Origin of the sequence: Oerskovia sp. USHLN155 (assembly GCF_037145535.1) — a bacterium.
Classification (GTDB): Bacteria; Actinomycetota; Actinomycetes; order Actinomycetales; family Cellulomonadaceae; genus Oerskovia; species Oerskovia rustica.
In genome coordinates this window covers 86,436-108,769 of sequence record NZ_JBBCXG010000007.1, presented here as the reverse complement: position 1 = coordinate 108,769, position 22,334 = coordinate 86,436, and the positions used below count along the sequence as shown (strand labels likewise).

General features: G+C 73.6%; 24 protein-coding genes. 7 read left to right on the top strand and 17 right to left on the bottom strand.

Features of this window, described 5'->3' with window-relative positions; translation table 11 throughout:
- Nucleotides 1-55: 55 nt before the first annotated feature.
- The 4 genes from WFH32_RS11545 to WFH32_RS11530 all read right to left on the bottom strand — a co-directional run bounded on the left by WFH32_RS11545 (nucleotide 56) and on the right by WFH32_RS11530 (nucleotide 5,277).
- Complete coding sequence (locus tag WFH32_RS11545; RefSeq protein WP_336707515.1) at nucleotides 56-1,696, bottom strand: S1C family serine protease; 1,641 nt, start codon at nucleotides 1,694-1,696, stop codon at nucleotides 56-58.
- A gap of 113 nt (nucleotides 1,697-1,809) precedes the next feature.
- Nucleotides 1,810-3,618, bottom strand: a complete 1,809-nt coding sequence (menD, locus tag WFH32_RS11540) for a 2-succinyl-5-enolpyruvyl-6-hydroxy-3-cyclohexene-1-carboxylic-acid synthase (RefSeq protein ID WP_336707514.1) — start codon at nucleotides 3,616-3,618, stop codon at nucleotides 1,810-1,812.
- Nucleotides 3,615-4,625, bottom strand: coding sequence for an o-succinylbenzoate synthase (locus tag WFH32_RS11535; RefSeq protein WP_442946331.1), 1,011 nt, complete (start codon nucleotides 4,623-4,625; stop codon nucleotides 3,615-3,617). Before WFH32_RS11535 ends, menD begins: the two co-directional genes overlap by 4 nt.
- Nucleotides 4,626-4,668: 43 nt before the next feature.
- Nucleotides 4,669-5,277, bottom strand: coding sequence for a TetR/AcrR family transcriptional regulator (locus WFH32_RS11530; RefSeq protein WP_191797507.1), 609 nt, complete (start codon nucleotides 5,275-5,277; stop codon nucleotides 4,669-4,671).
- 236 nt (nucleotides 5,278-5,513) lie between these two features.
- On the opposite strand from WFH32_RS11530, the gene WFH32_RS11525 reads away from it, so the two are divergent.
- Nucleotides 5,514-6,479: a 1,4-dihydroxy-2-naphthoyl-CoA synthase gene (locus WFH32_RS11525; RefSeq protein ID WP_191797505.1), complete on the top strand. Its 966-nt coding sequence runs from the start codon at nucleotides 5,514-5,516 to the stop codon at nucleotides 6,477-6,479.
- Nucleotides 6,480-6,547: 68 nt separating this feature from the next.
- Here WFH32_RS11525 and WFH32_RS11520 read toward each other — a convergent pair whose 3' ends face one another.
- Nucleotides 6,548-6,802: a hypothetical protein gene (locus WFH32_RS11520; protein WP_168210054.1), complete on the bottom strand. Its 255-nt coding sequence runs from the start codon at nucleotides 6,800-6,802 to the stop codon at nucleotides 6,548-6,550.
- Between the two features lie 186 nt (nucleotides 6,803-6,988).
- Between WFH32_RS11520 and WFH32_RS11515 the strand changes: the two genes are divergently transcribed.
- Nucleotides 6,989-7,636 carry an RBBP9/YdeN family alpha/beta hydrolase gene (locus WFH32_RS11515; protein WP_336707512.1) on the top strand — a complete coding sequence of 216 codons (648 nt, stop codon included), beginning with the start codon at nucleotides 6,989-6,991 and terminating at the stop codon, nucleotides 7,634-7,636.
- 6 nt (nucleotides 7,637-7,642) lie between these two features.
- Here WFH32_RS11515 and WFH32_RS11510 read toward each other — a convergent pair whose 3' ends face one another.
- Nucleotides 7,643-8,692: a DUF3048 domain-containing protein gene (locus WFH32_RS11510; protein ID WP_336707684.1), complete on the bottom strand. Its 1,050-nt coding sequence runs from the start codon at nucleotides 8,690-8,692 to the stop codon at nucleotides 7,643-7,645.
- An 82-nt stretch (nucleotides 8,693-8,774) separates the two neighbouring features.
- Between WFH32_RS11510 and WFH32_RS11505 the strand changes: the two genes are divergently transcribed.
- Together WFH32_RS11505 and WFH32_RS11500 are read left to right on the top strand one after the other, a co-directional pair.
- Nucleotides 8,775-9,998 (top strand): AMP-binding protein, encoded by a 1,224-nt coding sequence (locus WFH32_RS11505; protein WP_336707511.1) that lies wholly within the window; start codon nucleotides 8,775-8,777, stop codon nucleotides 9,996-9,998.
- Nucleotides 9,999-10,008: 10 nt separating this feature from the next.
- Nucleotides 10,009-10,878 carry a 1,4-dihydroxy-2-naphthoate polyprenyltransferase gene (locus WFH32_RS11500; protein WP_138825685.1) on the top strand — a complete coding sequence of 290 codons (870 nt, stop codon included), beginning with the start codon at nucleotides 10,009-10,011 and terminating at the stop codon, nucleotides 10,876-10,878.
- Here the strand turns inward: WFH32_RS11500 and WFH32_RS11495 are convergent.
- Complete coding sequence (locus tag WFH32_RS11495) at nucleotides 10,875-11,234, bottom strand: DUF4229 domain-containing protein (protein ID WP_225228390.1); 360 nt, start codon at nucleotides 11,232-11,234, stop codon at nucleotides 10,875-10,877. The genes WFH32_RS11500 and WFH32_RS11495 overlap by 4 nt on opposite strands.
- Before the next feature lie 90 nt (nucleotides 11,235-11,324).
- Here WFH32_RS11495 and WFH32_RS11490 point away from each other — a divergent pair, with 90 nt between their 5' ends.
- Complete coding sequence (locus WFH32_RS11490; protein ID WP_336707507.1) at nucleotides 11,325-11,810, top strand: PLD nuclease N-terminal domain-containing protein; 486 nt, start codon at nucleotides 11,325-11,327, stop codon at nucleotides 11,808-11,810.
- A 78-nt stretch (nucleotides 11,811-11,888) separates the two neighbouring features.
- On the opposite strand, the gene WFH32_RS11485 is transcribed toward WFH32_RS11490, so the two are convergent.
- The 7 genes from WFH32_RS11485 to WFH32_RS11455 form a co-directional block, all read right to left on the bottom strand.
- The gene (locus WFH32_RS11485; protein WP_336707506.1) at nucleotides 11,889-13,184 is read right to left on the bottom strand and encodes an LCP family protein; all 1,296 of its coding nucleotides are present in this window, start codon (nucleotides 13,182-13,184) and stop codon (nucleotides 11,889-11,891) included.
- A 169-nt stretch (nucleotides 13,185-13,353) separates the two neighbouring features.
- Entirely contained in the window at nucleotides 13,354-14,316 is a 963-nt protein-coding gene (ccsB, locus tag WFH32_RS11480; RefSeq protein ID WP_336707505.1) for a c-type cytochrome biogenesis protein CcsB, read from the bottom strand.
- Entirely contained in the window at nucleotides 14,313-16,190 is a 1,878-nt protein-coding gene (gene resB / locus WFH32_RS11475) for a cytochrome c biogenesis protein ResB (RefSeq protein WP_191798440.1), read from the bottom strand. The genes ccsB and resB overlap by 4 nt, the downstream gene beginning before the upstream one ends.
- Nucleotides 16,190-17,014, bottom strand: a complete 825-nt coding sequence (locus WFH32_RS11470) for a cytochrome c biogenesis CcdA family protein (RefSeq protein WP_336707504.1) — start codon at nucleotides 17,012-17,014, stop codon at nucleotides 16,190-16,192. Before WFH32_RS11470 ends, resB begins: the two co-directional genes overlap by 1 nt.
- Before the next feature lie 3 nt (nucleotides 17,015-17,017).
- Nucleotides 17,018-17,635 (bottom strand): TlpA family protein disulfide reductase, encoded by a 618-nt coding sequence (locus WFH32_RS11465; protein ID WP_336707503.1) that lies wholly within the window; start codon nucleotides 17,633-17,635, stop codon nucleotides 17,018-17,020.
- A gap of 52 nt (nucleotides 17,636-17,687) precedes the next feature.
- Entirely contained in the window at nucleotides 17,688-18,377 is a 690-nt protein-coding gene (locus WFH32_RS11460; RefSeq protein WP_336707502.1) for a histidine phosphatase family protein, read from the bottom strand.
- A gap of 91 nt (nucleotides 18,378-18,468) precedes the next feature.
- Nucleotides 18,469-18,978 carry a MarR family winged helix-turn-helix transcriptional regulator gene (locus WFH32_RS11455; RefSeq protein WP_191798434.1) on the bottom strand — a complete coding sequence of 170 codons (510 nt, stop codon included), beginning with the start codon at nucleotides 18,976-18,978 and terminating at the stop codon, nucleotides 18,469-18,471.
- A 196-nt stretch (nucleotides 18,979-19,174) separates the two neighbouring features.
- Between WFH32_RS11455 and WFH32_RS11450 the strand changes: the two genes are divergently transcribed.
- Complete coding sequence (locus tag WFH32_RS11450) at nucleotides 19,175-19,726, top strand: YceI family protein (RefSeq protein ID WP_191791712.1); 552 nt, start codon at nucleotides 19,175-19,177, stop codon at nucleotides 19,724-19,726.
- Nucleotides 19,727-19,927: 201 nt separating this feature from the next.
- On the opposite strand, the gene WFH32_RS11445 is transcribed toward WFH32_RS11450, so the two are convergent.
- The gene (locus tag WFH32_RS11445; RefSeq protein WP_191798379.1) at nucleotides 19,928-20,629 is read right to left on the bottom strand and encodes a redox-sensing transcriptional repressor Rex; all 702 of its coding nucleotides are present in this window, start codon (nucleotides 20,627-20,629) and stop codon (nucleotides 19,928-19,930) included.
- Nucleotides 20,630-20,724: 95 nt separating this feature from the next.
- Nucleotides 20,725-21,060, bottom strand: coding sequence for a glutaredoxin family protein (locus WFH32_RS11440; protein ID WP_318244281.1), 336 nt, complete (start codon nucleotides 21,058-21,060; stop codon nucleotides 20,725-20,727).
- A 106-nt stretch (nucleotides 21,061-21,166) separates the two neighbouring features.
- Here WFH32_RS11440 and WFH32_RS11435 point away from each other — a divergent pair, with 106 nt between their 5' ends.
- A complete protein-coding gene (locus WFH32_RS11435) occupies nucleotides 21,167-21,976 on the top strand; it encodes an HAD family hydrolase (RefSeq protein WP_138825704.1) in 810 nt (269 codons plus the stop codon).
- A gap of 189 nt (nucleotides 21,977-22,165) precedes the next feature.
- Here the strand turns inward: WFH32_RS11435 and WFH32_RS11430 are convergent, their stop codons facing one another.
- Nucleotides 22,166-22,264, bottom strand: a complete 99-nt coding sequence (locus tag WFH32_RS11430) for a 30S ribosomal protein bS22 (RefSeq protein ID WP_003792170.1) — start codon at nucleotides 22,262-22,264, stop codon at nucleotides 22,166-22,168.
- Between the last annotated feature and the right edge of the window lie 70 nt (nucleotides 22,265-22,334).

Sequence of the window (22,334 nt, the reverse complement as noted above, 5' to 3'; positions counted from 1 at the left end):
CGGGGGGAGGTTCCCACCGTCACCGCCGACGCCACCGGGTCCGGCTCGTGCTGCCTCAGCCCTGACCGTTGAACCAGTCGAAGGGGTTGGGCAGGTTGTTCGGGCTGGTCTGGTCGGACTGGCCCTGGCCCGAGCCGTCCTGGCTCGAACCGTCCTGGCCGGAGCCCGGGAGCTGCTGGCCGGAACCACCCTGGTCGGAGCCCGAGCCCTGCTGGCCCGAGCCGCTCTGACCGTCCGTGGTCGTCGGCTTCGCGGCGAGCGTCACGTCGACGTCGACCGTCTTGCCGTCCCGGACCAGCGTGACCTTCGCGACGTCACCGGTCGCACGCTCACGCACGAACCCGGTCAGCGACTCGGCGCCGCTCACGGGATTGTCGTCGATCGCGACGATCACGTCACCGGTCTTGATGCCGGCCTCTGCGGCCGGGGAGCCGTCCGAGACGGACTTGACCTCGGCACCGCGGCGCGTGACGCCGTCGGCCGTGGCCGTCGCGTCCGTCATGCTCACGCCCAGGAACGCGTGCTCGGCCGTGCCGTTCTCGATGAGCTGGGCGCTGATGTTCTTCGCGAGGTTCACCGGGATGGCGAAGCCCAGACCGATCGAACCGGACTGGTTCGACGTGGTCGCGATCGACGAGGTGATGCCGATGACCTCTCCCTGCGCGTTGAACAGCGGCCCGCCGGAGTTGCCCGGGTTGATCGCGGCGTCGATCTGGATCGCGTTCGTGACCACGGTGCTGCCGCCGTCGGAGCCCGACGCGGCGACCGGGCGGTCGAGCGCGGACACGATGCCGGTCGTAGCCGTGTTGGCCAGGCCGAGCGGGTTGCCGACGGCCAGGACCGACTCGCCCACGGTGACGTCGTCGGAGTCACCGAACGAAGCAGGCGTGAGGTTGCTCGGCGGGTCGACGAGCTCGACCACCGCGAGGTCGGTCGTCGGGTCGAGACCCACGATCTTCGCCTCGTAGAGACGACCGTCGCTGAGCGTGACCTGGACGGTGTCGTCCTGCGCGCCCTCGACGACGTGGTTGTTCGTCAGGACGTGGCCCTCGGTGTCGATCACGACGCCCGAGCCCTCGGCACCGCCCGCGGCCGTGGTGACCTGGATCGAGACGACCGACGGTGCGACGGCGCTCGTCACGGCCTGCCAGTTCGGATTCTCCGACGTCGAGTCCGAGACCGGGACCGTCGAGTTCTCCTTGGTCTCCCCGACCGACGCGAGCGAGCTGCGGGTCGAGCCGTTGCCGTCGAGGACGCCGAGCAGCCCGGCCGTGCCGGCGCTCGCGAGGACCGCGGCCGCGGCTGCGGCGCCGACCACGGGGATCCACGTCTTGCTGCGCCTGGTCGCGACCGGAGCCTGCTCCGGGGCGTGCGGTGCGGGCGGCATGCCGGCCGCGGAGTACGCGGTGCTCGTCGGGGCGCCGTGCTGCCCCTGCGCGGCACAGGGGGCGTGCGGGGCGTACGGCGTCTGCGCGCCGTAGGGCGCGTGCTGCTGCGGCGCGTGCTGCGCCGGCGGCGCGGGCACGGGGGCCGGGTGCGGGGCCGCGAAGTGCTGCTGCCCGGGGGCCTGCGGCGCCGGGGTGACCGGGGCCGTCGGGGTGACGGGGAGCTGCTGCGTGGGCTGCGCCTCGATGCGCTGGGTGTCGCCGTCGCGGGGAGCCTGGGGCTCGGGGACCTGCGGGGTGTTCTCGGTCATGGGGTGTTCCCTCCTCGTTCGTTCTGAGGACTACTTCACACCCCGGCGCTGGAACGTGCCTTGAACGTCCCTGTGAGTTCGCTGCGAGTTCCCGACCGCTCCTGGGAGGGTTCTCAGGAGTCCCGTCCTGCGCGGTCGCGGCCGCCGTGTCCCCGCGGCAGCGCGCGCTGCACGGCCTCGGCGACGTCGGCGGCGAGCGCCGCGCCCTCGGCCCGGCGTCCCGCACGCTCGACGCGGACCTCGACGACCTCGACCCCCCGGGGCGCGCGCGCTAGCTCGGCCCGGAGGTCCGCTGTGCCCGCGACGAGCCGGTGCCGGACCCCGTACCCCGCGCAGACCGCGGCCAGGTCGGCGCCGTGCGGCGTCGAGAACACGCGCTCGAACGCCGTCGCCGTCTCGGGGGCGTCCTCGGCGAGCGCCCCGTACTCGAGCGTCGCGAAGATCGAGCCGCCGTCGTCGTTGACCACGACGACCTGGAGGTCGGCGGCCGGCTCGTGCGGTCCGCGCAGGAGGCCTCCCACGTCGTGCAGGAACGTGAGGTCACCGACGACCGCGCGCGTGCGCCGACCCGCGCGCGCCGCGGCGAGCGCGACCCCCGTCGCCGTCGAGAGCATCCCGTCGATGCCCGCGAGCCCGCGGTTGGCGAGCACGAGCGGCGAGACGTCCCAGTCGACCACGAGGTCGAGGTCGCGCGCCGGGTTGCTCGACCCGACCACGAGCACGTCGTCGGGGCCCGAGGCCTCGGCGACCGCTGCCGCGACCGCGAGCGGCGTCGTCGGGCCTGCGGCCGACGCCCGGTCGGCGACGACCTTGCGCGCTGCCTCCCCCGCGCCGCGCCAGAGGTCCAGCCAGGTCGGGTCGCCCGCGGGCCCCGACCACCACTCGACCGGGACGCCGGGCAGGATCGTGCTCGCCGAGCGCGCCGCGTCGGGCCAGGGCCCTCCGCCGGGCGCGACGACGAGCACCTCGACGTCCGCGCGCGCGAGGAGCCGCTGGACGGGGCGCGAGAGCGTGGGGCGCCCCATGACGACGACGCGCTCGACCTGCTCCCCCAGCACGCCCAGCACGAGCCGGTGCGCCGCGATCGCGTGGCTGCCCGCAGCGGCCCCCGACGACGCCTCGGCGAGCAGGGGCCAGCCCCGCGCCTCGGCGAGCCGTCGCGCGTCCGCCCCCGCGCCGTCGCCCGCGACGAGGACGGTGGCCGGCGACGTGTCGAGCGGCCACGGCCCGACGTCGTCGCGCACCCCCGCCACGAGGGTCCGGTCGGGCGAGGGGTGGCTCGCGGAGGCACCGGCCGGGATCGCTCCCAGCGCCGCTGGAGGAACGAGGGGCTCACGGAACGCCAGGTTGAGGTGCACCGGGCCCGGATAGCGGGAACGGGTCCCCCGGGCCGCGGCGAGCGCCCGGACGAGGACCGCGCGCAGGTCCCCCAGCTCCCCCTGCCGCCCGTCCGGTGCCGGGACGTCGGCCGCCTGGCGGACCGCGGACCCGTACAGCCCGACCTGGTCCGTCGTCTGGTTCGCCCCCGTGCCGCGCAGCTCGTGCGGCCGGTCGGCCGTGAGCAGCACGAGCGGGACCCCCGCGTGGTGCGCCTCGAGCACCGCCGGGTGCAGGTTGGCGGCGGCCGTCCCCGACGTGGTCACCACGGCGACGGGGAGCAGCCCGCCCGGTCCCTCGGCCGTCCGCGACCCGCGCGACAGGCCCAGGGCCAGGAACGCGGCCGCCCGCTCGTCGATGCGCACGTGCAGCGTGAGCAGGCCCGCCGCGTCGGCCGCGGCGAACGCGTAGGCGAGCGCCGCGCTGCGGGACCCTGGCGACACGACGACGTCACGCACCCCGTCCGCGACGAGGCCCGCGACGATCTCGCGGGCCGCCGCGACCGCAGGGGGCAGGGCCGGGGGGACCGACGCGGCGGCGCTCATGCCGCTGCTCCGTCCAGGAGGGCGCCCACGCGCCGGTACCGCTCGACCCACCGGTCGGCCGTGACCTGGTCCGCGGACGCACGCGCGAGAGCGGCGGCCGACGGCTCCGGGCGACGGACCACGATCTCACCGCCCACGGGCAGCAGCGGCTCGTCGACCACGTCGCGCGTCAGGAGCTGGGACGTCGCGAGACCGCATGCGAAGGGCAGCTCGGGAAGGGCTGCCGCGAGCGCCAGCCCGGCAGCCAGCCCGACCGAGGACTCGAGCGCGGACGAGACGACCACGGGCAGCCCGACCCGCTCGGCCAGGTCGAGGCAGGCCCGGACACCGCCGAGCGGCTGGACCTTGAGCACGACGACGTCCGCGGCCTCGGCCCGCAGCACCGCGAAGGGGTCCTCGGCGCGGCGGATCGACTCGTCGGCGGCCACCAGGACCGACGTCGCGCGGCGCACCGCGGCGAGGTCCTCGACGCTCGCGCACGGCTGCTCGACGTACTCGAGCCCGCCGGCGGCGCGGTCGAGCAGGGGCAGTCTCCGCAGGGCCTCGTCGAGCTCCCAGCCACCGTTGGCGTCGACCCGGATCCGACCGCCCGGCCCCAGGGCGTCCCGGACGGCCTCGAGGCGCGCGATCTCCCGGTCGACGGGTTCGACGACACCGTCCCCGCCGCGCTGCGCGACCTTGACCTTCGCGGTCCGGCAGCCGTCGGACGACGTCACGATGTCGTGCGCGCGCTGGGGGTCCGTCGCCGGGACCGTGACGTTGACCGGCACGCTCGACCGGACGGGCGCCGGCCAGCCGACGTCCGCCGCCTCCCGCGCCGCCCGCAACCACGCGCCGGACTCGGCGTCGTCGTACTCCCAGAAGGGCGAGAACTCGGCCCAGCCGGCCTCGCCCCGCACGAGCAGACCGTCGCGCGCGTCGAGGCCGCGGAAGCGGGTGCGCAGGGGCGTCGACCAGGCGACGAGACGAGGGCTCGGGGTCGAGAGGGACGTGGAAGGCACGGTCACAGGCTATCTCCGCACCGGGCCCAGGGGCCGCGCGAGCCGCGCGTCAGGAGGTGCCGAGCAGCTCGGTGACGCAGTCCACGGCGAGGTCGCGGACGTTGCGCCCCTCGCACAGCGCGGTGACCGCCGCGCCGTCCACGACCGCGATCAGCAGGACCGCGGAGAACCGGACACCGAGCTGCGCGAGCAGCTCGTCGACGACGACGTCGAGCTCTCCTCGGCCCTGCGCGAACGCGGTCGCGAGCACCGGGCTGCGTCCCGCGCTGACCACGTGCTCGTAGAAGCCGAGCAGCTCTCCGTGGTCCCCCGGCGGGAGCACGGCGTCCACGAGCAGGAGTGCGCGCGACCGCGTGCTCAGCGCGTCGACCCCGCCGTCGGCGACCGCGTCCGCGACCGCGTGGCCGATCGCCTGGGCGCGGTCCGCCCAGTCCCGGACGATGCGCTGCCCCGCCGCCGCGAGCAGGTCGTCGAGGCCCGAGAAGTAGTACGTCGTCGCCGCGAGGGGGACGTCCGCCTGCGCGGCCACGGACCTGTGCGTCACGCTCGACGGACCGTCGCGCAGGATCAGCTCGGCGGCGGCCGACACGATGGTGTCGCGGCGCTGCGTGCCCCGGGCCTGCCTGCGGGGGACGTGCTTCTCGGTCTCTGGAGCCATCAGTGACTTCCTTCGGGAGGTTTCGAGGCCGACGATCCCCCACGAGGACCTGCGACATGATCTTGAGCACAGAAAGGGCTCCACCGAATTACACGACTGCGCGCATTGCCGTCAAGACCCCAAGGTCCTCACCACCACACCGTAGGGCACGAGGACCGCCGCTGGCGCCCGTATCCGGCCCCCACGACCGCGGCCCGGGCCCCTCTTCCTCGGCCCGGGCGGCTAGGGTGACGGTCGTGAGCAGCATCCCCGCACAGGTGTCCGAGACGTTCGACCCCCAGGCCTGGCGCACCGTCGCCGGGTTCGAGGGGCTCACCGACATCACGTACCACCGCGGCGTCGAACGAGGCACGCGCGACGGCCAGGCGCACGAGCGCGACCTGCCCGTGGTCCGCGTCGCGTTCCACCGGCCCGAGGTGCGCAACGCGTTCCGCCCGCACACCGTGGACGAGCTCTACCGGGTCCTCGACCACGCACGCATGACCTCTGACGTCGGCACGGTCCTCCTCACGGGCAACGGCCCCTCGGCCAAGGACGGCGGCTGGGCGTTCTGCTCGGGCGGCGACCAGCGCATCCGGGGGCGCGACGGCTACCGGTACACGACGAGCGAGGACGCCCAGACGGCCGACGCGATCGACCCCGCCAAGGCCGGGCGGCTCCACATCCTCGAGGTCCAGCGCCTCATCCGGACCATGCCCAAGGTCGTCATCGCCGTGGTCAACGGCTGGGCCGCGGGCGGCGGGCACTCGTTGCACGTCGTCGCGGACCTGTCGATCGCGAGCCGCGAGCACGCCCGGTTCAAGCAGACCGACGCCAACGTGGGCTCGTTCGACGCGGGCTACGGGTCGGCGCTCTTCGCTCGGCAGGTCGGCCAGAAGCGCGCCCGCGAGGTCTTCTTCCTCGCCCGCGAGTACTCGGCCCAGGACGCCTACGAGTGGGGCGCGGTGAACGAGGTCGCGGACCACGCGGACCTCGAACCGCTCGCGCTCGAGTACGCACGGATCGTCGCGACCAAGTCACCGCAGGCGATCCGCATGCTCAAGTTCGCGTTCAACCTCGCGGACGACGGGCTCGCGGGCCAGCAGGTCTTCGCCGGCGAGGCCACACGCCTGGCGTACATGACCGACGAGGCCGTCGAGGGGCGCGACGCGTTCCTCGAGCGCCGGGACCCGCAGTGGGACGACTTCCCGTACTACTTCTGACGCGAGGGCCGGGTCGGACGGCACGGGACGGGGACGTCCGTCGCCGGACCGCGCGGCCGGGACGAGGGTCAGGACCCGGACGCGAACGTGGCGAGCATCTCGACGATGCCGCGGCCCGCGAAGGCCACCGCGACCGCCAGCCCGAACAGCAGGACGATCGAGACGACGACCGGTCCGACGGACGCGGCCGGACGTGCGCCGGTCTCGTCGTCGTCCTGGTCCTCGGAGCGCAGGGCAGGGCGGGTGGGGGCGATCGAGGGCGGGAACGGGGTGACCGTGGACGTGGGCTCGAACGGGCTCTGGGTGGGGTTCATCGTTGCCATGCCTCTACGTTCCCGCGTACCCCCCGGCGACCACATCGGCCCACCGGCTCGACCTCGCGCCCTCGTGGTCAGCCTCAGGGGTGAGCGGGTCCTCCCCCGGGAGGATGAGCTGCGGACCCGTGGGTCGCGACCCCGGCCTGCGGCGGGCGGCCCGCGGCCGACGCGACAGGCGATACCGTTCCGAGCATGACCGTTCTCGACGACGACGCCGCGACGACCGACCTGCCCGCCGCGCAGCCCCTGGACGCTCCCCCGCCCGTGACCCGGATCGTGGTCGTGCACGGCCTGGGGGCCTCGTCCGACAACCACTGGTTCGGAGCGGTCCGCGACCGCTACACGCCTCACGGCGTCGAGGTCCTCGTGCCCGACCTGCCACGCTCGCAGGCGCCGGACCTCGACACGTGGCTCGACGTCCTCGCCGACGCGATCGGTCCCCTCGACGAGGGGACCGTGCTCGTGGGGCACAGCCTGGGCTGCGTCACCATCCTCCAGCACCTCGCCGCCCGGCAGGACGAGTGGCGGCTCGGCGGTCTCGCCCTGGTCGCCGGCTTCGTCGAGGAGGTCCCCGGCATCCCCGAGGTCGACCACTTCGTCGAGCGTCCCCTCGCCCCGGACGCCGTCGCGGCCCGCAGCCGGCGTCGGCACGTCGTCGTCGCAGACGACGACCCTGTCGTCCCGCGACGCCTCACCGAGACCCTCGCCCGCGTCCTCGACGCCGACCTGACGGTCGTCGAGGGAGGCGGACACTTCGTCGCCGGCGGTGGCTTCGACCGGCTCCCGGCCCTCGAGGACGTCCTGGACGCCTGGACGCCTGGACGGGTGAGCGCCCCGTGACGACCGTCAGCTGACCGCGTAGCTCCCGGACCCGCGCGGGACGAGCTCGACCCAGGTCGTGCCCTGTTCCAGGAGGACGGGGGCGCCGTCGGGCCCCGTGAGGACCAACGGCGACTCGACCGCGTCCTTGGACCACGTCACCGCGACCTGCTTGCCTCCGCTCGCCACGAGCCCCTCCCCCGTGCCGACGAGCTTGGTCTCCGGCACGGGAGTCCCCGCCGGGTCCACGAACTTCGTGTTGACCATCTCGACGCTCAGCACGACCACGTTCGCGGCGGAGAAACGCTCTCCCCCGGACGAGACGGCGGGGGTCGTGCCCTCGCTCCGGAGGAACGCGTTCTCCGCGGTCCCCCACTGCCACTGGGCCCGGCTCGAGTGGGTCAGCCTGACGTCGAGGAGCGCGAAGGGCGCGCCGGCCACCGTGGCCGTGCCCTGCCCCTGGGTCCGGGTGTGCGCGAACTGGGCGGGCGGCGCCTTGCGGTCGCCCTCTGCCTGCGCGAGGAAGTCGGCCATGGTGCCGTACAGGTTGTGCGGCGCCCTCTTGCCCTTCTTGAGGAAGAAGCCGTCGTCGCCCTCGTCGTGGACGATCGACTGCAGGCCTGCGTCGCCGACCGCCGCGACGAAGGGCGGCTGCCCACCGCTGTACACGAGGACGCCCGCGGTCGGGCCGAAGATCGACGGGTCCATGGGGCGCACGGACCGGATGGGCCCGACGGTCTCCGGGACCTGGGAGTGGAAGACCGCGACGAACCGGGTGATCCCGCCCTCGACCACCTCCTCCCAGACCATGTCGGCCTGGTCCAGCCCGGTCTGCGGGCGGGCCGCAGGAAGGTTCTCGATCTTCACGGCCACGGCCGGACGCTCGTCCACGGTCTCGGTGGGGACTCCCGTGAGCGGCCACGCGACAGGCACGACGGGCGCGGGCGGAGAGGCCTTGGTCGCGTCGACCGCGGCCGGGACGGTCCTCGTCGGGGCGTCGGTCGACGCGCCGCTGCCGCAACCGGAGAGCACCAGCAGTCCTGTCACCACCGTCGCTGCCCACCAGGCTCGCGACATCCTCACCCTGTCCATCCGTGCCCTCACGCTCGTCGGTCCCGCTGGTTCCTCGTCACACTACGGCGCGATCTACGCTGGAGGGATGCCACGCGCCGAGGGAACCGCACCTGCTGACGTCGCGGACCTGCGGGCCGCGGTCTCGGCCGCACTGAGCGGGCGCGGGCCGGCGATCGCACCCTCCCCGCTCGCGTTCTCGGGTCCGCTGCCCGACGGCACCGCGCTCGTGCTGCGCACGTCGGGCTCGACCGGGCTGCCCCGCGAGGTCGCCCTGAGCGCGGACGCGCTCGTCGCGTCCGCGCGGGCGACGCACGAACGTCTCGGCGGGGACGCGCAGTGGCTCCTGGCTCTGCCCCCTGCTCATGTCGCCGGGCTCCAGGTCGTGCTGCGGTCGGTCGTCGCCGGGACGAGGCTCGTGACCGCGGACCTCGATTCCCCGTTCACCGCGCACGGGTTCGCCGCCGCCGCGGCCCGCATGGACGCAGGCCGTCGGTACGTCTCCCTCGTCCCGACCCAGCTCCACCGCCTCCTGCACCCCGGCCCTGGGAGCGCCGCCGCGCTCGACGCGCTGCTCTCGTTCGACGCGATCCTCCTCGGTGGCGCCGCGGCCTCGCCCGCGCTCCTCACGTCCGCGCGCGAGGCGGGGGCCCTGGTCGTGACCACGTACGGCATGACGGAGACGAGCGGCGGCTGCGTATACGACGGCGTCACGCTCGCGGGCGTGCGGGTGCGGGTCGTCGACGGGTCGACGGGGCACTGCCTCCCGCCGGAAGCCGCGGGGGTCGTCGAGATCTCGGGCCCCGTGCTGGCCACGGGGTACCTGGGTGACGAGGCGCTCACGGCCGCCACGTTCCGCACCGACCCCGACGGGACCCGGTGGCTGCGCACGAGCGACCTGGGCTCGCTCGCGCCCGACGGGGCGCTCACGGTGCTCGGGCGTGCGGACGACGTGATCGTGACGGGCGGGGTCAACGTGGCCCCGGCCGCGGTCGAGGCCGTGCTCGCGGGTGCGCTCGCGGACGTCGACGGCCTCGGCGAGGTCTGCGTGGTCGGTGTCCCCGACCACGAGTGGGGGCAGCGGGTCGTCGCGGTCGTGGAGGTGCGCCCGGCGGCCGGGCCGGGCAGGGACGGTGCGCACGCGCCCGACCTGATGGCCCGTGCCCGCCACGCTGTCGCGACTACGCTGGGACCGCCCGCCGCACCTCGCGACCTGCTCGTCGTGGCGGACCTGCCCCGCCGCGGGCCGGGCAAGATCGACCGGGCGGCCGTGACCGACCTCGCCACCCGCACAGCACCACGCACCCACTGAACGGAGCACCATGGCCACCTCTGCCGAATGGGTCGCAGGCGCACGCCTGCGCACCCTCCCCGCGGCGGCCGCACCCGTCCTCGTCGGCTCGGGCGCTGCCGCCCAGGTCGACTCCTTCGCGTTCTGGCCTGCCCTCCTGGCGCTGGGCGTCGCGCTCGCGCTCCAGGTCGGGGTGAACTACGCGAACGACTACTCGGACGGGGTGCGCGGGACGGACGTCGACCGGGTCGGGCCCATGCGGCTCACCGCGTCGGGAGCGGCGCTCGCGTCCCAGGTGCGCAACGCGGCGTTCGCGTGCTTCGGCGTCGCCGCGGTGCTGGGCCTGGGCCTCGTGGCCCTCACGGGGCACTGGTGGCTCCTGGCCGTCGGGGCGCTCGCGATCGTCGCCGCATGGTTCTACACCGGAGGCAAGAACCCCTACGGGTACCGGGGCCTCGGCGAGGTCGGTGTATTCGTGTTCTTCGGGCTCGTCGCGGTCCTCGGCACCACGTACACGCAGGCCGACCGGGTGACGTGGGTGGCGGGGGTCGGGGCCGTGGCCGTGGGCCTGCTCGCGTGCGCGCTCCTGATGATCAACAACGTGCGGGACATCCCCACGGACGTGCTCGCGGGAAAGCGCACCGTCGCCGTGCGCCTGGGCGACTTCCGGGCCCGGCGCGCGTACGTCGCCATGATCTGGGTCCCGCTCCTGCTGGGCGTGGTGTGCGCGTTCGCCGCACCGTGGTCGCTGCTCGTGCTGCTCCTGCTGCTGCCCGCGGTGCTGCTGACGCTGCCCGTGGTCGCCGGCGCCCGCGGCCCGCTGCTCGTCCCGGTCCTCGCCGGGACCGGGATGTTCGAGCTCGGGTACGGGGTGCTGCTGGGGCTGGGGCTCGCGCTCTAGGCGTTCGGCGCCTGGGCGCGACCCGTGCGGTCGGCATGCTGGTCGGCAGGGTCGGCCGACTCTGCGGGGTCGGCCGCTCCGGCCGTCTCGGCCGCCTCCACGACGGCGTCCTCGAACGCCGCGTCGTCCTCGATCTCGCGCGAGAACTGCTCGCCGGTCGCCTTGCGCCGTGCGGCGCGGTCGGCGAGGTACTGCGCTGCGCGCTCGCGCGGGCCGCGCAGCGCGAGGTAGGAGACCAGGAACGCGAGGACGGCCGCGATGACCGCGCACACGACCCAGTGGCCCAGGTTCAGGGCGTACAGGACGACGAAGAGGACCGCGAAGATCGCCAGGCGCAGCGCGGAGTAGATGACCATAGGCACCCGTCCAGGGTAGGCGCCCGAGCTGGGTGCACAGAACCGCGCCCTCTCGTGCCTCCGGGTTGCCAGGACGCATAGGCTGGGGTCATGTCCCGCGTCCTGCTGACCCTGCTCGCCGTAGGCCTCGCGGTCTACGCCCTCTCCGACTGCGCCACGAGCGACGAGAACGACCGGAGCGGGATCCCCAAGGGCCTGTGGATCGTGATGATCATCTTCCTACCCTTCGTCGGGCCGCTCGCCTGGATCATCGTCTCGCACACGCAGCGCGCCCGGCACGCGACCGCCGGCGGCGCCCCGGCCCCGGGGCGTGCTCGCCCAGGAGCACGACGACGCCCGGCCGCACCGCTGGCCCCGGACGACGACCCGGACTTCCTGTGGAAGCTCGAGCAGCAGCGGCGCCGCGACGCGCGCGGCGAGGGCACGGACCAGGGCCCGACGACGGGCCCGACCCCCGGTGGCGCCTCAGGGAAGACGGACGGCACGTCGGACGACGACGCCCCGCGTGAGAACCCGTCGGGCGAGACGGACGGGGCGCCCGGCACGCCGTCGTCGGGCAGCACGGACCCCTCCTAGTCACCCACCGGGCGAGGCCGCACGCCGGTCTCCGGCAGCGACGACCTGCGCGACGCCTGGGACAAGCGTCGCGCGCGCTCAGCAGGCAGCCTGGGCGTCCGCCGAGGTGATCGCCACACCAGGCTTGCGGTCGGCCAGCGGGTCGACGGGCGCCGCCTGCTCCGGGGTCGTCGGTACCGGTGGGACGACCGGGTCGGCTCCGGTCGGCGCGGACGGCTCCTGGGGCGCGGGCGGCGCCTCCACCTCCGGGACGACCGGCTGGTCCGCCACGACCCGCGCCCACACGTCCTCCGCCTCCGCCGTCAGGACCACGCGGTTGACGTTGCCCGGCTGGGGGCCGGACGGGATCGTCAGGAACGTCACCGCGTCGGGGCGCACCGACCGCAGCGAGAACGCGAGCCCCTTGAGGTCGACCCCTCCGCTGATCGAGAGCGAGCTCGTCGCGGCATCCAGGAACTGAAGCAGGTTGGACAGGTCCGTGAGGATGTTCTGGGAGAGGACCGACTTCGTCATCGCCGCGAGCAGCGCCTGCTGACGACCCATGCGGTAGGTGTCGGACCCGTCGCTCAGGCCGTGCCGGGCTCGTGCGAGCGCGAGCGCCTGAGCCCCCGTCAGGGTCTGCGTCCCTGCGGTGAGGTGAAGGTTCGACTCCTTGTCGTCCATGTCCTCGGGGATGCACATCGGCACCCCGTCGAGGGCGTCGACCATGGTCTGGAAGCCTGCGAAGTCCACGACCATGAAGCCGTCGGTCCGCACCCCTGACATCTGCTCGACCGTCATCTGCGTGCACGTCGCCGCCGACGCGAGGTCCTTGCCGCCGACCCAGCCCCGGGAGAACGCCTCGTTGAACGTCGCCTGGGACGACGCCCGCGTCGTCCCGCCCCCCGTGACCGTGCACGACGGGATGGCGATCCTCAGGTCGCGCGGGACCGAGACCAGCTCGACCCGCGAGCGGTCGGCCGAGATGTGCAGGAGCATCGTGGTGTCCGAGCGCATGCCCTCCTCGGCTCCCCCGATCTCGGCGTTCGCCCCGGACCGGTCGTCCGAACCGATCAGCACCAGGTTCACGGGGAGCCCTGCGAGAGGGTCCTCGGGGTCCGGTACCGGAGCCGGCGGGCGCTCGGTCTCGGGGGCCACGAGCTCCTTGTTGTCGACCTGCTCGACGTTCCCCAGCGTCCTGACGAGCACGGCCGTCGCACCCGAGGCGCCGAAGGCGAGGACCGCCGTCGTGACGAGCCCGACCGCCCGCAGGGCGCGGTGCTCGCGCCGCGTCCGGACGTGCCGGACCCCGCTCCCGCCGGCCGTCGCCCGGTTCCCGTCCCCTGCACCGTCGGCGCCGTCGATCGGCCGGTCGTCCCCCTGGGTGTCAGTCACGAGGGCAGAGCCTAGCCCTCGCACCTGCGCGCACCGGGGACCCGGCCGCGGAGCGGCGTCCCGTGAGCCTCACGGGACGCCGCTCGTGCGGGGCCCGGGAACGCCCGCAGGGGCCGTCCGCGAACGGGACGGCCCCTGCGGGCAGGCGTGCGGCGGCGTCGCGACGCGCTCACTCCTGCGTCGTGATGCCCGAGTACGAGTGCTTGCCGTTGAAGATCAGGTTGACGCCCGTGAAGTTGAACAGGACGCACGCGTAGCCGACGAGCACGAAGTACGCCGCGCGGCGCCCGGACCAGCCGCGCGTGGTGCGGGCGTGCAGGTAGGCCGCATACACGACCCAGACGACGAAGCTCCAGACCTCCTTGGGGTCCCAGCCCCAGTAGCGGCCCCAGGCGTGCTCGGCCCAGATCGCGCCACCGATGATCGTGAAGGTCCAGAGCACGAACGCGACCGCGTTGAGCCGGAAGCTCAGGGCCTCGAGCTGCGCGGGCCTCGGCGTCGTGTCGAGCCACCGCCAGGCCGGGTGGCCCAGGAAGCCGTTGCCGTTCTCGCGCGAGTCGCGCAGGAGCTGGATCGAGGACATGACGAACGCGACCGTGAAGATGCCCGTGGCGATGATCGCGACGCCCACGTGGATGACGAGCCAGTACGACTGCAGGGCCGGGCTGACCCCGGTCGCCGCGAGGAAGAACGAGTTCTGCGCGACCACGAGGAACAGCACCGCGAGCCCCGTGACGAACGCACCGAGGAACCGCACGTCGCGGCGCAGGCTCACGCCGAGGAAGACCGCCATCGCGACGAACGCGCCGACGAGCGTGAACTCGTACATGTTGGCCCAGGGCGCACGGCCCGCCGCGATGCCGCGGGTCACGATCGCCGCGAGCAGCAGGATCGTCCCGAGCCAGCCCGTGGAGATGCCGATGCCCGCGGCCTTGCGCGAGACCGGCTTGGGCGGGGTGGCCACGGCGACGGCGACCGGGGCGTCGGTGGTCGTGTCGGTCGCGGCCGTCGACGCCGGTTCCGGCTCCTTGGCCCCCAACCGGGACAGGTCGATCGCGAACGCGACGAACGCGACCGTGAGGGCGGTCGCGGCCGCCCACACCAGGTCGGAGCTCAGGTCGGCAACGGTCATCGGTCAGCCTTTCGTGGTCGGTCGGTGCGAGCCTGACCGGTCGAGCGGGGGGAGGACGGGGTGCGTGGCGCAGCGGGGCGCTCGGCGGGTGGGTCGGTCGTGGGCGGGGTGCCGGGCAGCGACTCCACCACGCGGTCGACCTCGCCCTGGAGGCCCGCGTCGTCACCGCGGGCGAGGCCCGCGACACTCACGACGGTACGCCGTGCGGGCGTGGCGCCGTCGGGCGGCTCCTCGCTCCACACGCGCAGCCAGACGCGACGGCGCGGCGTGAACAGCGAGACGGCGAGCCCGCCGAGCGCACCGAGCGCGAAGACGAGGATCCAGACGAGCGCCGGGTCGTGGCGCAGGTCGAGCGCGACGTAGCGCGGGACCTCGCCCTCGGCGAGCGTGATGGTGCCCAGGCCGTCGGGCAGGTCGACGGTCTCACCCGGGGCGACGAGCACCCGGACACGCTCCCCCTCGGCGTCGACCGAGGGCGTGAGCGTGTCGGTGTTGAGGCGGTACACGTTCTGCGGCAGGCCCTCGTCGAGCCCCAGGTCGCCCCGGTAGACCTCGAGGACGAGCAGGGGGTTGATCGGTTGCGGGAAGGTCGAGCGCGCGCCCACCTCGTCGACCTCGGCCGTGGGCAGGAAGTACCCGACCAGCCCGATCTGGTCGAGGCCCGGCGACGTGTCGGGAACCTTCACGACCCCCCGCGAGGTGTACATGGTGTCCTCGGGCAGGAAGGGCACGCGACCGGCGAACGCGACCTGGCCCTCGGCGTCGTGGATGGTGATCTCGGGCGCGTAGCCGTTGCCCTGGAGGTAGATCTTGGCGCCGCCCGCCACGATGGGGTGGTTGACCTTGATCTGCTCCTGCTGGGACGTGCCGTCGGGGTCGCGCACCGTGACGTGGGCCGTGAAGTCGCGCGACTGCGCGAACGCCACGGCGTCCATCGCGAACTGCGCGTCGAACGAGTCGAGCGTCATGGAGAACGGGACGAGCGAGGAGGGGCTGAACAGCGAGCCGTTCTCGAACGTGTCGTAGTCGACGACCGCGTTCGCGAACCCGCGCCCCTCGGTGATGATCGCCTGGCCGCGGAAGTGCAGGAGCTGGCCCGTGGCGACCGCCACGAGCAGCCCGAGCAGCGACAGGTGGAAGACGAGGTTCCCGGTCTCGCGCAGGTAGCCGCGCTCAGCCGCGACCGTGCGCCGCTCGGGCAGGCCACGGGCCGGATCGGCGGGCTCTGTCCCGACGTCGACGCGGAACGTCGGCAGCCAGCGCAGCCGACCACGCAGGTGCTTCACCGCCGCGTCCACGACCTCGTCGGGCGTCGCGGTGCTGGACGTCTCGGCCTTGGCCGGGAAGCGGTCGAAGCGGCGTGGTGTCCGCGGCGGGCGGTTGCGCACGGCCTGCAGGTGCGCCTTGGTGCGCGGCAGGATGCAGCCCACGAGCGAGACGAACAGCAGGATGTAGATCGCGGAGAACCACACCGACGCGTAGACGTCGAAGAACCCGAGCCGGTCGAGCCACTCGCCCGTGCCGGGGTTGTCCTGGAGGTACGTCAGGACGGCGGCCGGGTCCTGGGGGCGCTGGGGCAGCACCGAGCCGGGGACGGCGGCGACGGCGAGCAGCATGAGCAGCATGAGCGCGACGCGCATGCTGGTCACCTGGCGCCACGTCCAGCGCAGCGTGCCGCGCAGGCCGAGCGCGGGGAGCTGTGGGGTGGGGCCGCCGGGGGTGTCGGCATCGGCGGTCTTCGTGCGCCTCTTCCGGCCCGACGGCGCCGCTCCCCGCGCGGGCGCGGTCTCCTCCTCGGCGGTGCTCGCCTCGGGCTCGGGGTGGCTGTAGGCGTCGTCGATGCCCTCGGGGCGGTACAGGTCCTTGTCGCTCATCAGATCACCGTCTCGAAGCCGGTGATGAGCCCGCTGAGGCGCGCGGTCCAGGTGCCCCAGACGCCCGTCACGAGGGCCAGGCCGATGAGGATGAGCATGCCGCCGCCGATGCGCATGATCGCGACGCGGTGGCGGCGGAGGAAGGCCACGGCCTTCTTGGAGCGCTCGAGCCCGATCCCGATGAGCAGGAACGGGATGCCCAGGCCGAGACTGTAGGCGATCCCCAGGATCGCGCCGCGGCCGGCCGTGGCCTCGTCGAGCGAGAGCGCCACGACGGCCGTGAGGGTCGGGCCGATGCACGGCGCCCAGCCGAGGCCGAACACGATGCCGAGCAGGGGTGCCCCCCACAGTCCGGCGGTGGGGCTCACGTGGAGGCGACGGTCCCGCTGGAGGAACGGCATGGCGCCCATGAACGCGAAGCCCATGAGGATCACGACGACCCCGAGGACACGCGTGATGACGTCCTCCCACTCCTTGACGTACACGCCCACGGCGCCCGCAGCCACCATGAGCAGCACGAACACGAGCGTGAAGCCCGCGACGAACAGGCCCACGCCGGTCACGACGCGCCACCGCCCGGTGGTCCGGGCCGTCTTCAGGGCGGTTCCTCCGCCACCCGCACGCGCGCCGGTCGCCCCGGCGTTGGCGGCCGCGAGCCCGCTCACGTAGCCGACGTAGCCGGGGACGAGGGGCAGGACGCAGGGCGAGGCGAACGACACGAGCCCCGCGAGGATGGCGACGGGCACGGCGAGCAGCATCGAGCCGCTGAACGCGGTCGTGGCGAACGTGCTGCCGACGTCGCCGGCGAACGAGAGGGGACCCATGCGTCAGGCGCTCTCGGCGAGCAGGTCGTCGACGAGGGCGCCGAGCGTCGAGCCCTCGGCGCGCCCGATGACGCGCGCGGCGACCCGGCCCTCGCGGTCGAGCACGACGGTCGTCGGCACGGCCTGGAGCGGGACGGAGCCCTCGAGCGTCGCGATGGCCTCGCCGCGCGTGTCCTCGATCGAGGGGTAGGGCACCTCGAACGTGCGCTCGAACGCGAGCGCGGCCCCGGCGTCGTCGGTGCTGTTGATGCCGAGCAGGTGCACCCCGTCGGCCGCGCGGTCTTTCGCGAGCGCGACCAGGTCCGGCGCCTCGGCCCGGCAGGGGGCGCACGAGGCGTACCAGGTGTTGATGACGACGACGTCGCCCAGCCACTGCGAGGTGTCGACCGCGCCGCCCTCGTAGTCCGTGCCGGTCAGGACCACGGGCTCGTCCCGGTCGGAGACGTCCCACGTCTTGACCGAGCCGTCGCCCGAGACGTAGCCCTGGCCCACGACGTCGTCGGGGCTCGTGGCCCCCGACTCCTGGGAGCAGGCGGACAGGACCAGGCCGAGCGAGACGAGAGCGACGATCCCGGAGGTCGCGCGGGCGCGACCCGGCCGGGCACGGAAGGGGCGGATCATGGCAGCACTGTCTCCCACCTGCCTGGGCACAACCTGAGAAGCCGCTGGTGCCTCACGCGCCCGAGACCTTCGCGGCACCGGGCAGCAGGTCCGCGACCGGCTCGGTGTAGTGGATGCCGACGAGGCGGTCGCCGTCGAAGCGCAGCGACGTGAGCGACGCGAGCGAGCACTGGCGGTTGCGCGGGTCGTGCCACAGGCGCTTGCCCTCGAAGGCCAGGCGGGAGATCCAGATCGGGAGCTGGTGGCTCACGAGCACGACCTCGCGCCCCTCGGCCTGGGCACGGGCGTCGTGGATCGCGGCGTGCATGCGCGCGACCTGCTGCTTGTAGGGCTCGCCCCACGACGGACGCATCGGGTTCCACAGGTAGGGCCAGTGGCCCGGGTGGCGCAGCGAGCCGTCGCCCACGCCGAACTTCATCCCCTCGAAGTGGTTGCCGGCCTCGATGAGGCGCTCGTCCGTCCCGAGCGGCAGCCCGAAGGCCTCCGCGACGGGCGTCGCGGTCTCCTGCGCCCGCTGGAGCGGGGACGCGATGACCAGGGCGACGTCGAAGGGCTCGGGGGCGACGTCGTCGGGCAGCGCGGGCGAGCCCTCTGCAGGCTTGCCCGACAGGTGTCCCGCGACGCGACGCGCCATCGTGTGCCCGAGCTCCGAGAGGTGGTAGCCGGGGATTCGACCGTAGAGGATGCCGTCCGGGTTGAAGACTTCACCGTGACGCATGAGGTGGACCGTGGTTGCGACCATGGGGACCAGTGTCCCAAAGTTCTTCCGCGCGCGGTGCACCGGGGCGGCGTGCTCCCGGACACAGGCCCGCCGGGCGCCGGGAAGTCCCGGACTACTGGTTCTCGCGCTCGTCCACGACCCGGCAGGCCTCGGCGATCGCAGCCATGGCCTCGCCGAGGTTGCGGAACTGCTCGGGGGTCAGGACGTCGACCATGAAGCGGCGAACGGCCCGCACGTGGCCTGGCGCGGAGGCGACGAGCTCGGCGTAGCCCGCGTCGGTCATGACGCAGTTCACACCGCGACGGTCGGTCTCGCTCGCGGACCGGCGGACGAGCCCGCGCTGTTCCATGCGGTGGACGGTGTGCGTGACGCGGGACCGGGACCGGGCGAGGCCGTCGGCGAGGGCCGACATCCGCATGGTGTGGTCGCGGGCCTCGGAGAGCCGCACGAGCAGCTCGTACTCGCCGAGCGTGAGGCCCGAGTGCTCCTCGTGGTCCCTGCTCAGGGCTTCGACGAACCGCGCCGTGCCGTCGAGGTACTGGCGCCACGAGTGCTGCTGGCCCTCGTCGAGCCAGGGTGCGTCCTGCGGCGCGACCGCGCGCCTGTCCTGCTGAACCGTCATCTCCGCCTTCATCCGCCACGCCCCCACCGTCCGAACAACCGCCCCAGTCTCCCATCCGGGAACAGGTTCGCTCACCAGGGAATAGAGGGACGGGGGCTTGCGTTGATGCGATCGTATGAAGTTGAATCTTCAACTAATGGCTCGTCGGACGGCGCGCCTGACGCACACGCACCACGACTTCCACAGGAGAACACCCATGGCCACGACCCTTCCCGCCGGACTGACCGCAGGCACCTACGCGATCGACCCCTCGCACTCGCAGGCGACCTTCACGGTCCGCCACGCAGGCATCTCCAAGGTCCGCGGCTCGCTCGCGATCGCCGAGGGCACGCTGAACATCGGTGACGACGTCGAGTCGTCCAACGTCGTCGCGGCGATCGACGCCAAGTCCGTCAACACCGGCGACGCAGGGCGCGACGGCCACCTCCAGTCGGCCGACTTCTGGGACGCCGAGAAGAACCCCACCTGGAACTTCGTCTCGACCGCCGTCGAGGCCGACGACGACGACTTCGTCATCGCGGGCGACCTGACCATCAACGGCGTGACCAAGCCGGTCAAGCTCGAGACCGAGTTCACGGGCACCGCCGTCGACGCGTACGGCAACTCGCGCGCCGGGTTCGAGGCCGAGACCGAGATCTCCCGCAAGGAGTTCGGCCTGACCTGGAACGTGGCCCTCGAGGCCGGCGGCGTGCTCGTCGGCGACAAGATCAAGATCGCGCTCGACCTCTCGGCGATCAAGCAGGCCTGAGCCTCCGCCCCTGACCGGCCTCCGCGTCCCTGACGCGGACCGGTACGCCAGGAGCCGGCGGCCCCGGACCGGGCGCCGGCGCCGGTGGGGGGTGGAGCGGGCGGGCGAGGCGCCCCCGCGGCGCGGCGCGGCGCCGGGGGCCCCCGCGCCCCGCCCCCCCGCCCGGGGCCCCCGGCTCCTGTGCTGTGACGAGCGGTCGGGCTAGGCGCCCGCGCTCCGCGTCTCGGCTCCTTGGCCCTCCTCGCCCCTGCCGCGGTTCGCGAGCGCGCGCGCCTGCGCGTGGAACGCCAGGATCTGCAGCTCGCTGCCCACGTCGACCGACCGCACGATCACGTCCTCTGGGAGCTGGAGCGCACGCGGCGCGAAGTTCAGGATCTCCCGGACACCGGCCTCGACGACCCGCTCGGCGACGTCCTGCGCCACGTGCGCCGGAGTCGCCAGGACGACGATCGTCACGTTCTCGCGGGCGAAGACCTCCTCGAGCGCGTCGACGTGCTCGATCACGAGCCCCGCGGCCTCGGTGCCGACCACGTCCGGCGAGGCGTCCAGCAGAGCCGCGACCTCGAACCCGCGCGTGCCGTAGCCCGAGTAGTTCGCGAGCGCGTGCCCGAGGGAACCGATGCCGACGATCGCGATCCGGTGCTCGTCCTCGACCCCCAGGGCCGAGGTGATGTAGGTCGCGAGCGAGTCGACGACGTAGCCCACCCCGCGCGTGCCGTAGGACCCCAGGAACGACAGGTCCTTGCGCAGCTGCGCCGACCCGACGCCCGCGAGCTCCGCGAGCTCGGTCGACGACGTCGTCTCGACGCCTCGCCCCTCGAGGTCGCGCAGCGCGCGCAGGTACGCGGGAAGTCGCGCCACGGTCGCGCCAGGAATACCGGTATCACCCAGGGTCTCTGCCACCCGAACCACCCATGCTTCGTCGTGTCGTCGTCGCTGACGCTCTCGCTGTCCTGCTGTCTCGGATCATCCCAGGCTCGGCGCCCGGGGACGGAACGTCAGCCGGTGGCGCGTCGCCTCGAGAGCGCTCTGGCGAGCCTCGCTCCGTCGACCTGCCAGAACCCCTGCTGGACGCCGTCCACCGTCACGACGGGGACGTAGTCACCGTACTGCGCCGCGAGGGCGCCGGACGGGTCGGAGTCCACGTCGACCTCGGTCCAGCCCACGCCCTGGTCGGCGCACACCGCCCCGACCACCTCGCGGGCCTCCTCGCACAGGTGGCACCCGACGCGGCCGTAGAGCACGACGCGCGCGGGCGCGCTCGCGGCCTGGTCTGCGTCACGTCCGGCGGCGGTCTCAGGAACCTGTCCTGCGGCGGGATCTGCGGGGCTCACGACCCCAGCCTACGCATCTCGGACACCCCCTCACGCCGCCCGGCCGGCGACCCTGCCCGGTGGGCGCCGTCGGCGAGGGTCTGCGAGCGCCGATAGAGTGGACGACATGCCGACGTCTGCTCCTGGGTCCACCCATCCCACGGCAGCCTTCTTCGACGTCGACAACACCATCATCCGCGGCGCCAGCTCGTTCCACCTGGCGCGGGCGCTGTACCAGCGGGGCTTCTTCTCCACCCCGGACCTCGTGACGTTCGCCTTCCACCAGGCGCGCTACCTCCTGCTCGGGGAGAACAAGCGCCAGATCGACCAGGTCCGCACCCGGGCCCTCGACCTCGTCGCGGGCCGCTCGGTCGCGGAGGTCGTCGCGATCGGCGAGGAGGTCTACGACCAGGTCCTCGCGCTGCGCATCTACCCCGGCACCCAGAAGCTCCTCGACGAGCACATCGCGGCCGGCCACCAGGTGTGGCTCGTGTCCGCGACCCCGCTCGAGATCGGGCAGCTCATCGCGCGTCGTCTCGGGGCGACGGGGGCGCTGGGCACGGTCGCCGAGCACGAGGAGGGCCTGTACACCGGGCGGCTCGTGGGCGACATGATGCACGGGCGGGCGAAGGCCGCGGGCGTCCGGGAGCTCGCGGAACGGCACGGGATCGACCTGTCGGCGTCCTACGCGTACGGCGACTCGCTCAACGACGTGACCATGATGCAGGCCGTCGGCCACCCGTGCGCGATCAACCCCGACGCGCGCCTGCGCCGGCACGCCAAGGACGTCGGCTGGCCGATCCGCGAGTTCCGAGGGCGCCGGCGGCGGGTCGCGGGCCGAGGGCTCAAGACCGCGAGCTGGGCCGGGGCCGCGTGGGTCCTGGGCCTCGTGCTGCGATCGATCCGACGCTCGATCAAGGGCCGCGCCGGGCTCTGAGGCCCCCTCGCCCGGCCCGGGCGCCCCGCCGAGCGTGCAGTTCAGGCTGCCACGGGCCTCCCAGGACCACCCGGGCTGCACGCTCGGCGAGCCAGCCACCCGGCCGGCGTGCTCCAGGCATGCGAAGAGCCCGGCACCCCTGGGGGTTCCGGGCTCTCGCGACAACCTGCGCGTGACCGCGCAGCGCTGCTACTTCTTGTTGCGACGCTGGTGGCGCGTCTTGCGAAGCAGCTTGCGGTGCTTCTTCTTGGCCATACGCTTGCGGCGCTTCTTGATGACGGAGCCCATGGGTCCTCACAATGCTGGATCGGTGTGCGATCGGGATCGCCCCGATCATGGTGGTCCACGGCTGATCGGG

What these genes read in the sequence shown, in the direction of transcription:
- WFH32_RS11545 (WP_336707515.1), bottom strand. Translation starts at nt 1,696, where the DNA reads ATGACCGAGAACACCCCGCAGGTCCCCGAGCCCCAGGCTCCCCGCGAC.
- resB (WP_191798440.1), bottom strand. Translation starts at nt 16,190, where the DNA reads ATGAGCGACAAGGACCTGTACCGCCCCGAGGGCATCGACGACGCCTAC.
- WFH32_RS11495 (WP_225228390.1), bottom strand. Translation starts at nt 11,234, where the DNA reads ATGGTCATCTACTCCGCGCTGCGCCTGGCGATCTTCGCGGTCCTCTTC.
- ccsB (WP_336707505.1), bottom strand. Translation starts at nt 14,316, where the DNA reads ATGACCGTTGCCGACCTGAGCTCCGACCTGGTGTGGGCGGCCGCGACC.
- menD (WP_336707514.1), bottom strand. Translation starts at nt 3,618, where the DNA reads ATGAGCGCCGCCGCGTCGGTCCCCCCGGCCCTGCCCCCTGCGGTCGCG.
- WFH32_RS11500 (WP_138825685.1), top strand. Translation starts at nt 10,009, where the DNA reads ATGGCCACCTCTGCCGAATGGGTCGCAGGCGCACGCCTGCGCACCCTC.
- WFH32_RS11450 (WP_191791712.1), top strand. Translation starts at nt 19,175, where the DNA reads ATGGCCACGACCCTTCCCGCCGGACTGACCGCAGGCACCTACGCGATC.
- WFH32_RS11435 (WP_138825704.1), top strand. Translation starts at nt 21,167, where the DNA reads ATGCCGACGTCTGCTCCTGGGTCCACCCATCCCACGGCAGCCTTCTTC.
- WFH32_RS11505 (WP_336707511.1), top strand. Translation starts at nt 8,775, where the DNA reads ATGCCACGCGCCGAGGGAACCGCACCTGCTGACGTCGCGGACCTGCGG.
- WFH32_RS11470 (WP_336707504.1), bottom strand. Translation starts at nt 17,014, where the DNA reads ATGGGTCCCCTCTCGTTCGCCGGCGACGTCGGCAGCACGTTCGCCACG.
- WFH32_RS11490 (WP_336707507.1), top strand. Translation starts at nt 11,325, where the DNA reads ATGTCCCGCGTCCTGCTGACCCTGCTCGCCGTAGGCCTCGCGGTCTAC.
- WFH32_RS11465 (WP_336707503.1), bottom strand. Translation starts at nt 17,635, where the DNA reads ATGATCCGCCCCTTCCGTGCCCGGCCGGGTCGCGCCCGCGCGACCTCC.
- WFH32_RS11460 (WP_336707502.1), bottom strand. Translation starts at nt 18,377, where the DNA reads ATGGTCGCAACCACGGTCCACCTCATGCGTCACGGTGAAGTCTTCAAC.
- WFH32_RS11520 (WP_168210054.1), bottom strand. Translation starts at nt 6,802, where the DNA reads ATGGCAACGATGAACCCCACCCAGAGCCCGTTCGAGCCCACGTCCACG.
- WFH32_RS11530 (WP_191797507.1), bottom strand. Translation starts at nt 5,277, where the DNA reads ATGGCTCCAGAGACCGAGAAGCACGTCCCCCGCAGGCAGGCCCGGGGC.
- WFH32_RS11510 (WP_336707684.1), bottom strand. Translation starts at nt 8,692, where the DNA reads ATGTCGCGAGCCTGGTGGGCAGCGACGGTGGTGACAGGACTGCTGGTG.
- WFH32_RS11455 (WP_191798434.1), bottom strand. Translation starts at nt 18,978, where the DNA reads ATGACGGTTCAGCAGGACAGGCGCGCGGTCGCGCCGCAGGACGCACCC.
- WFH32_RS11430 (WP_003792170.1), bottom strand. Translation starts at nt 22,264, where the DNA reads ATGGGCTCCGTCATCAAGAAGCGCCGCAAGCGTATGGCCAAGAAGAAG.
- WFH32_RS11515 (WP_336707512.1), top strand. Translation starts at nt 6,989, where the DNA reads ATGACCGTTCTCGACGACGACGCCGCGACGACCGACCTGCCCGCCGCG.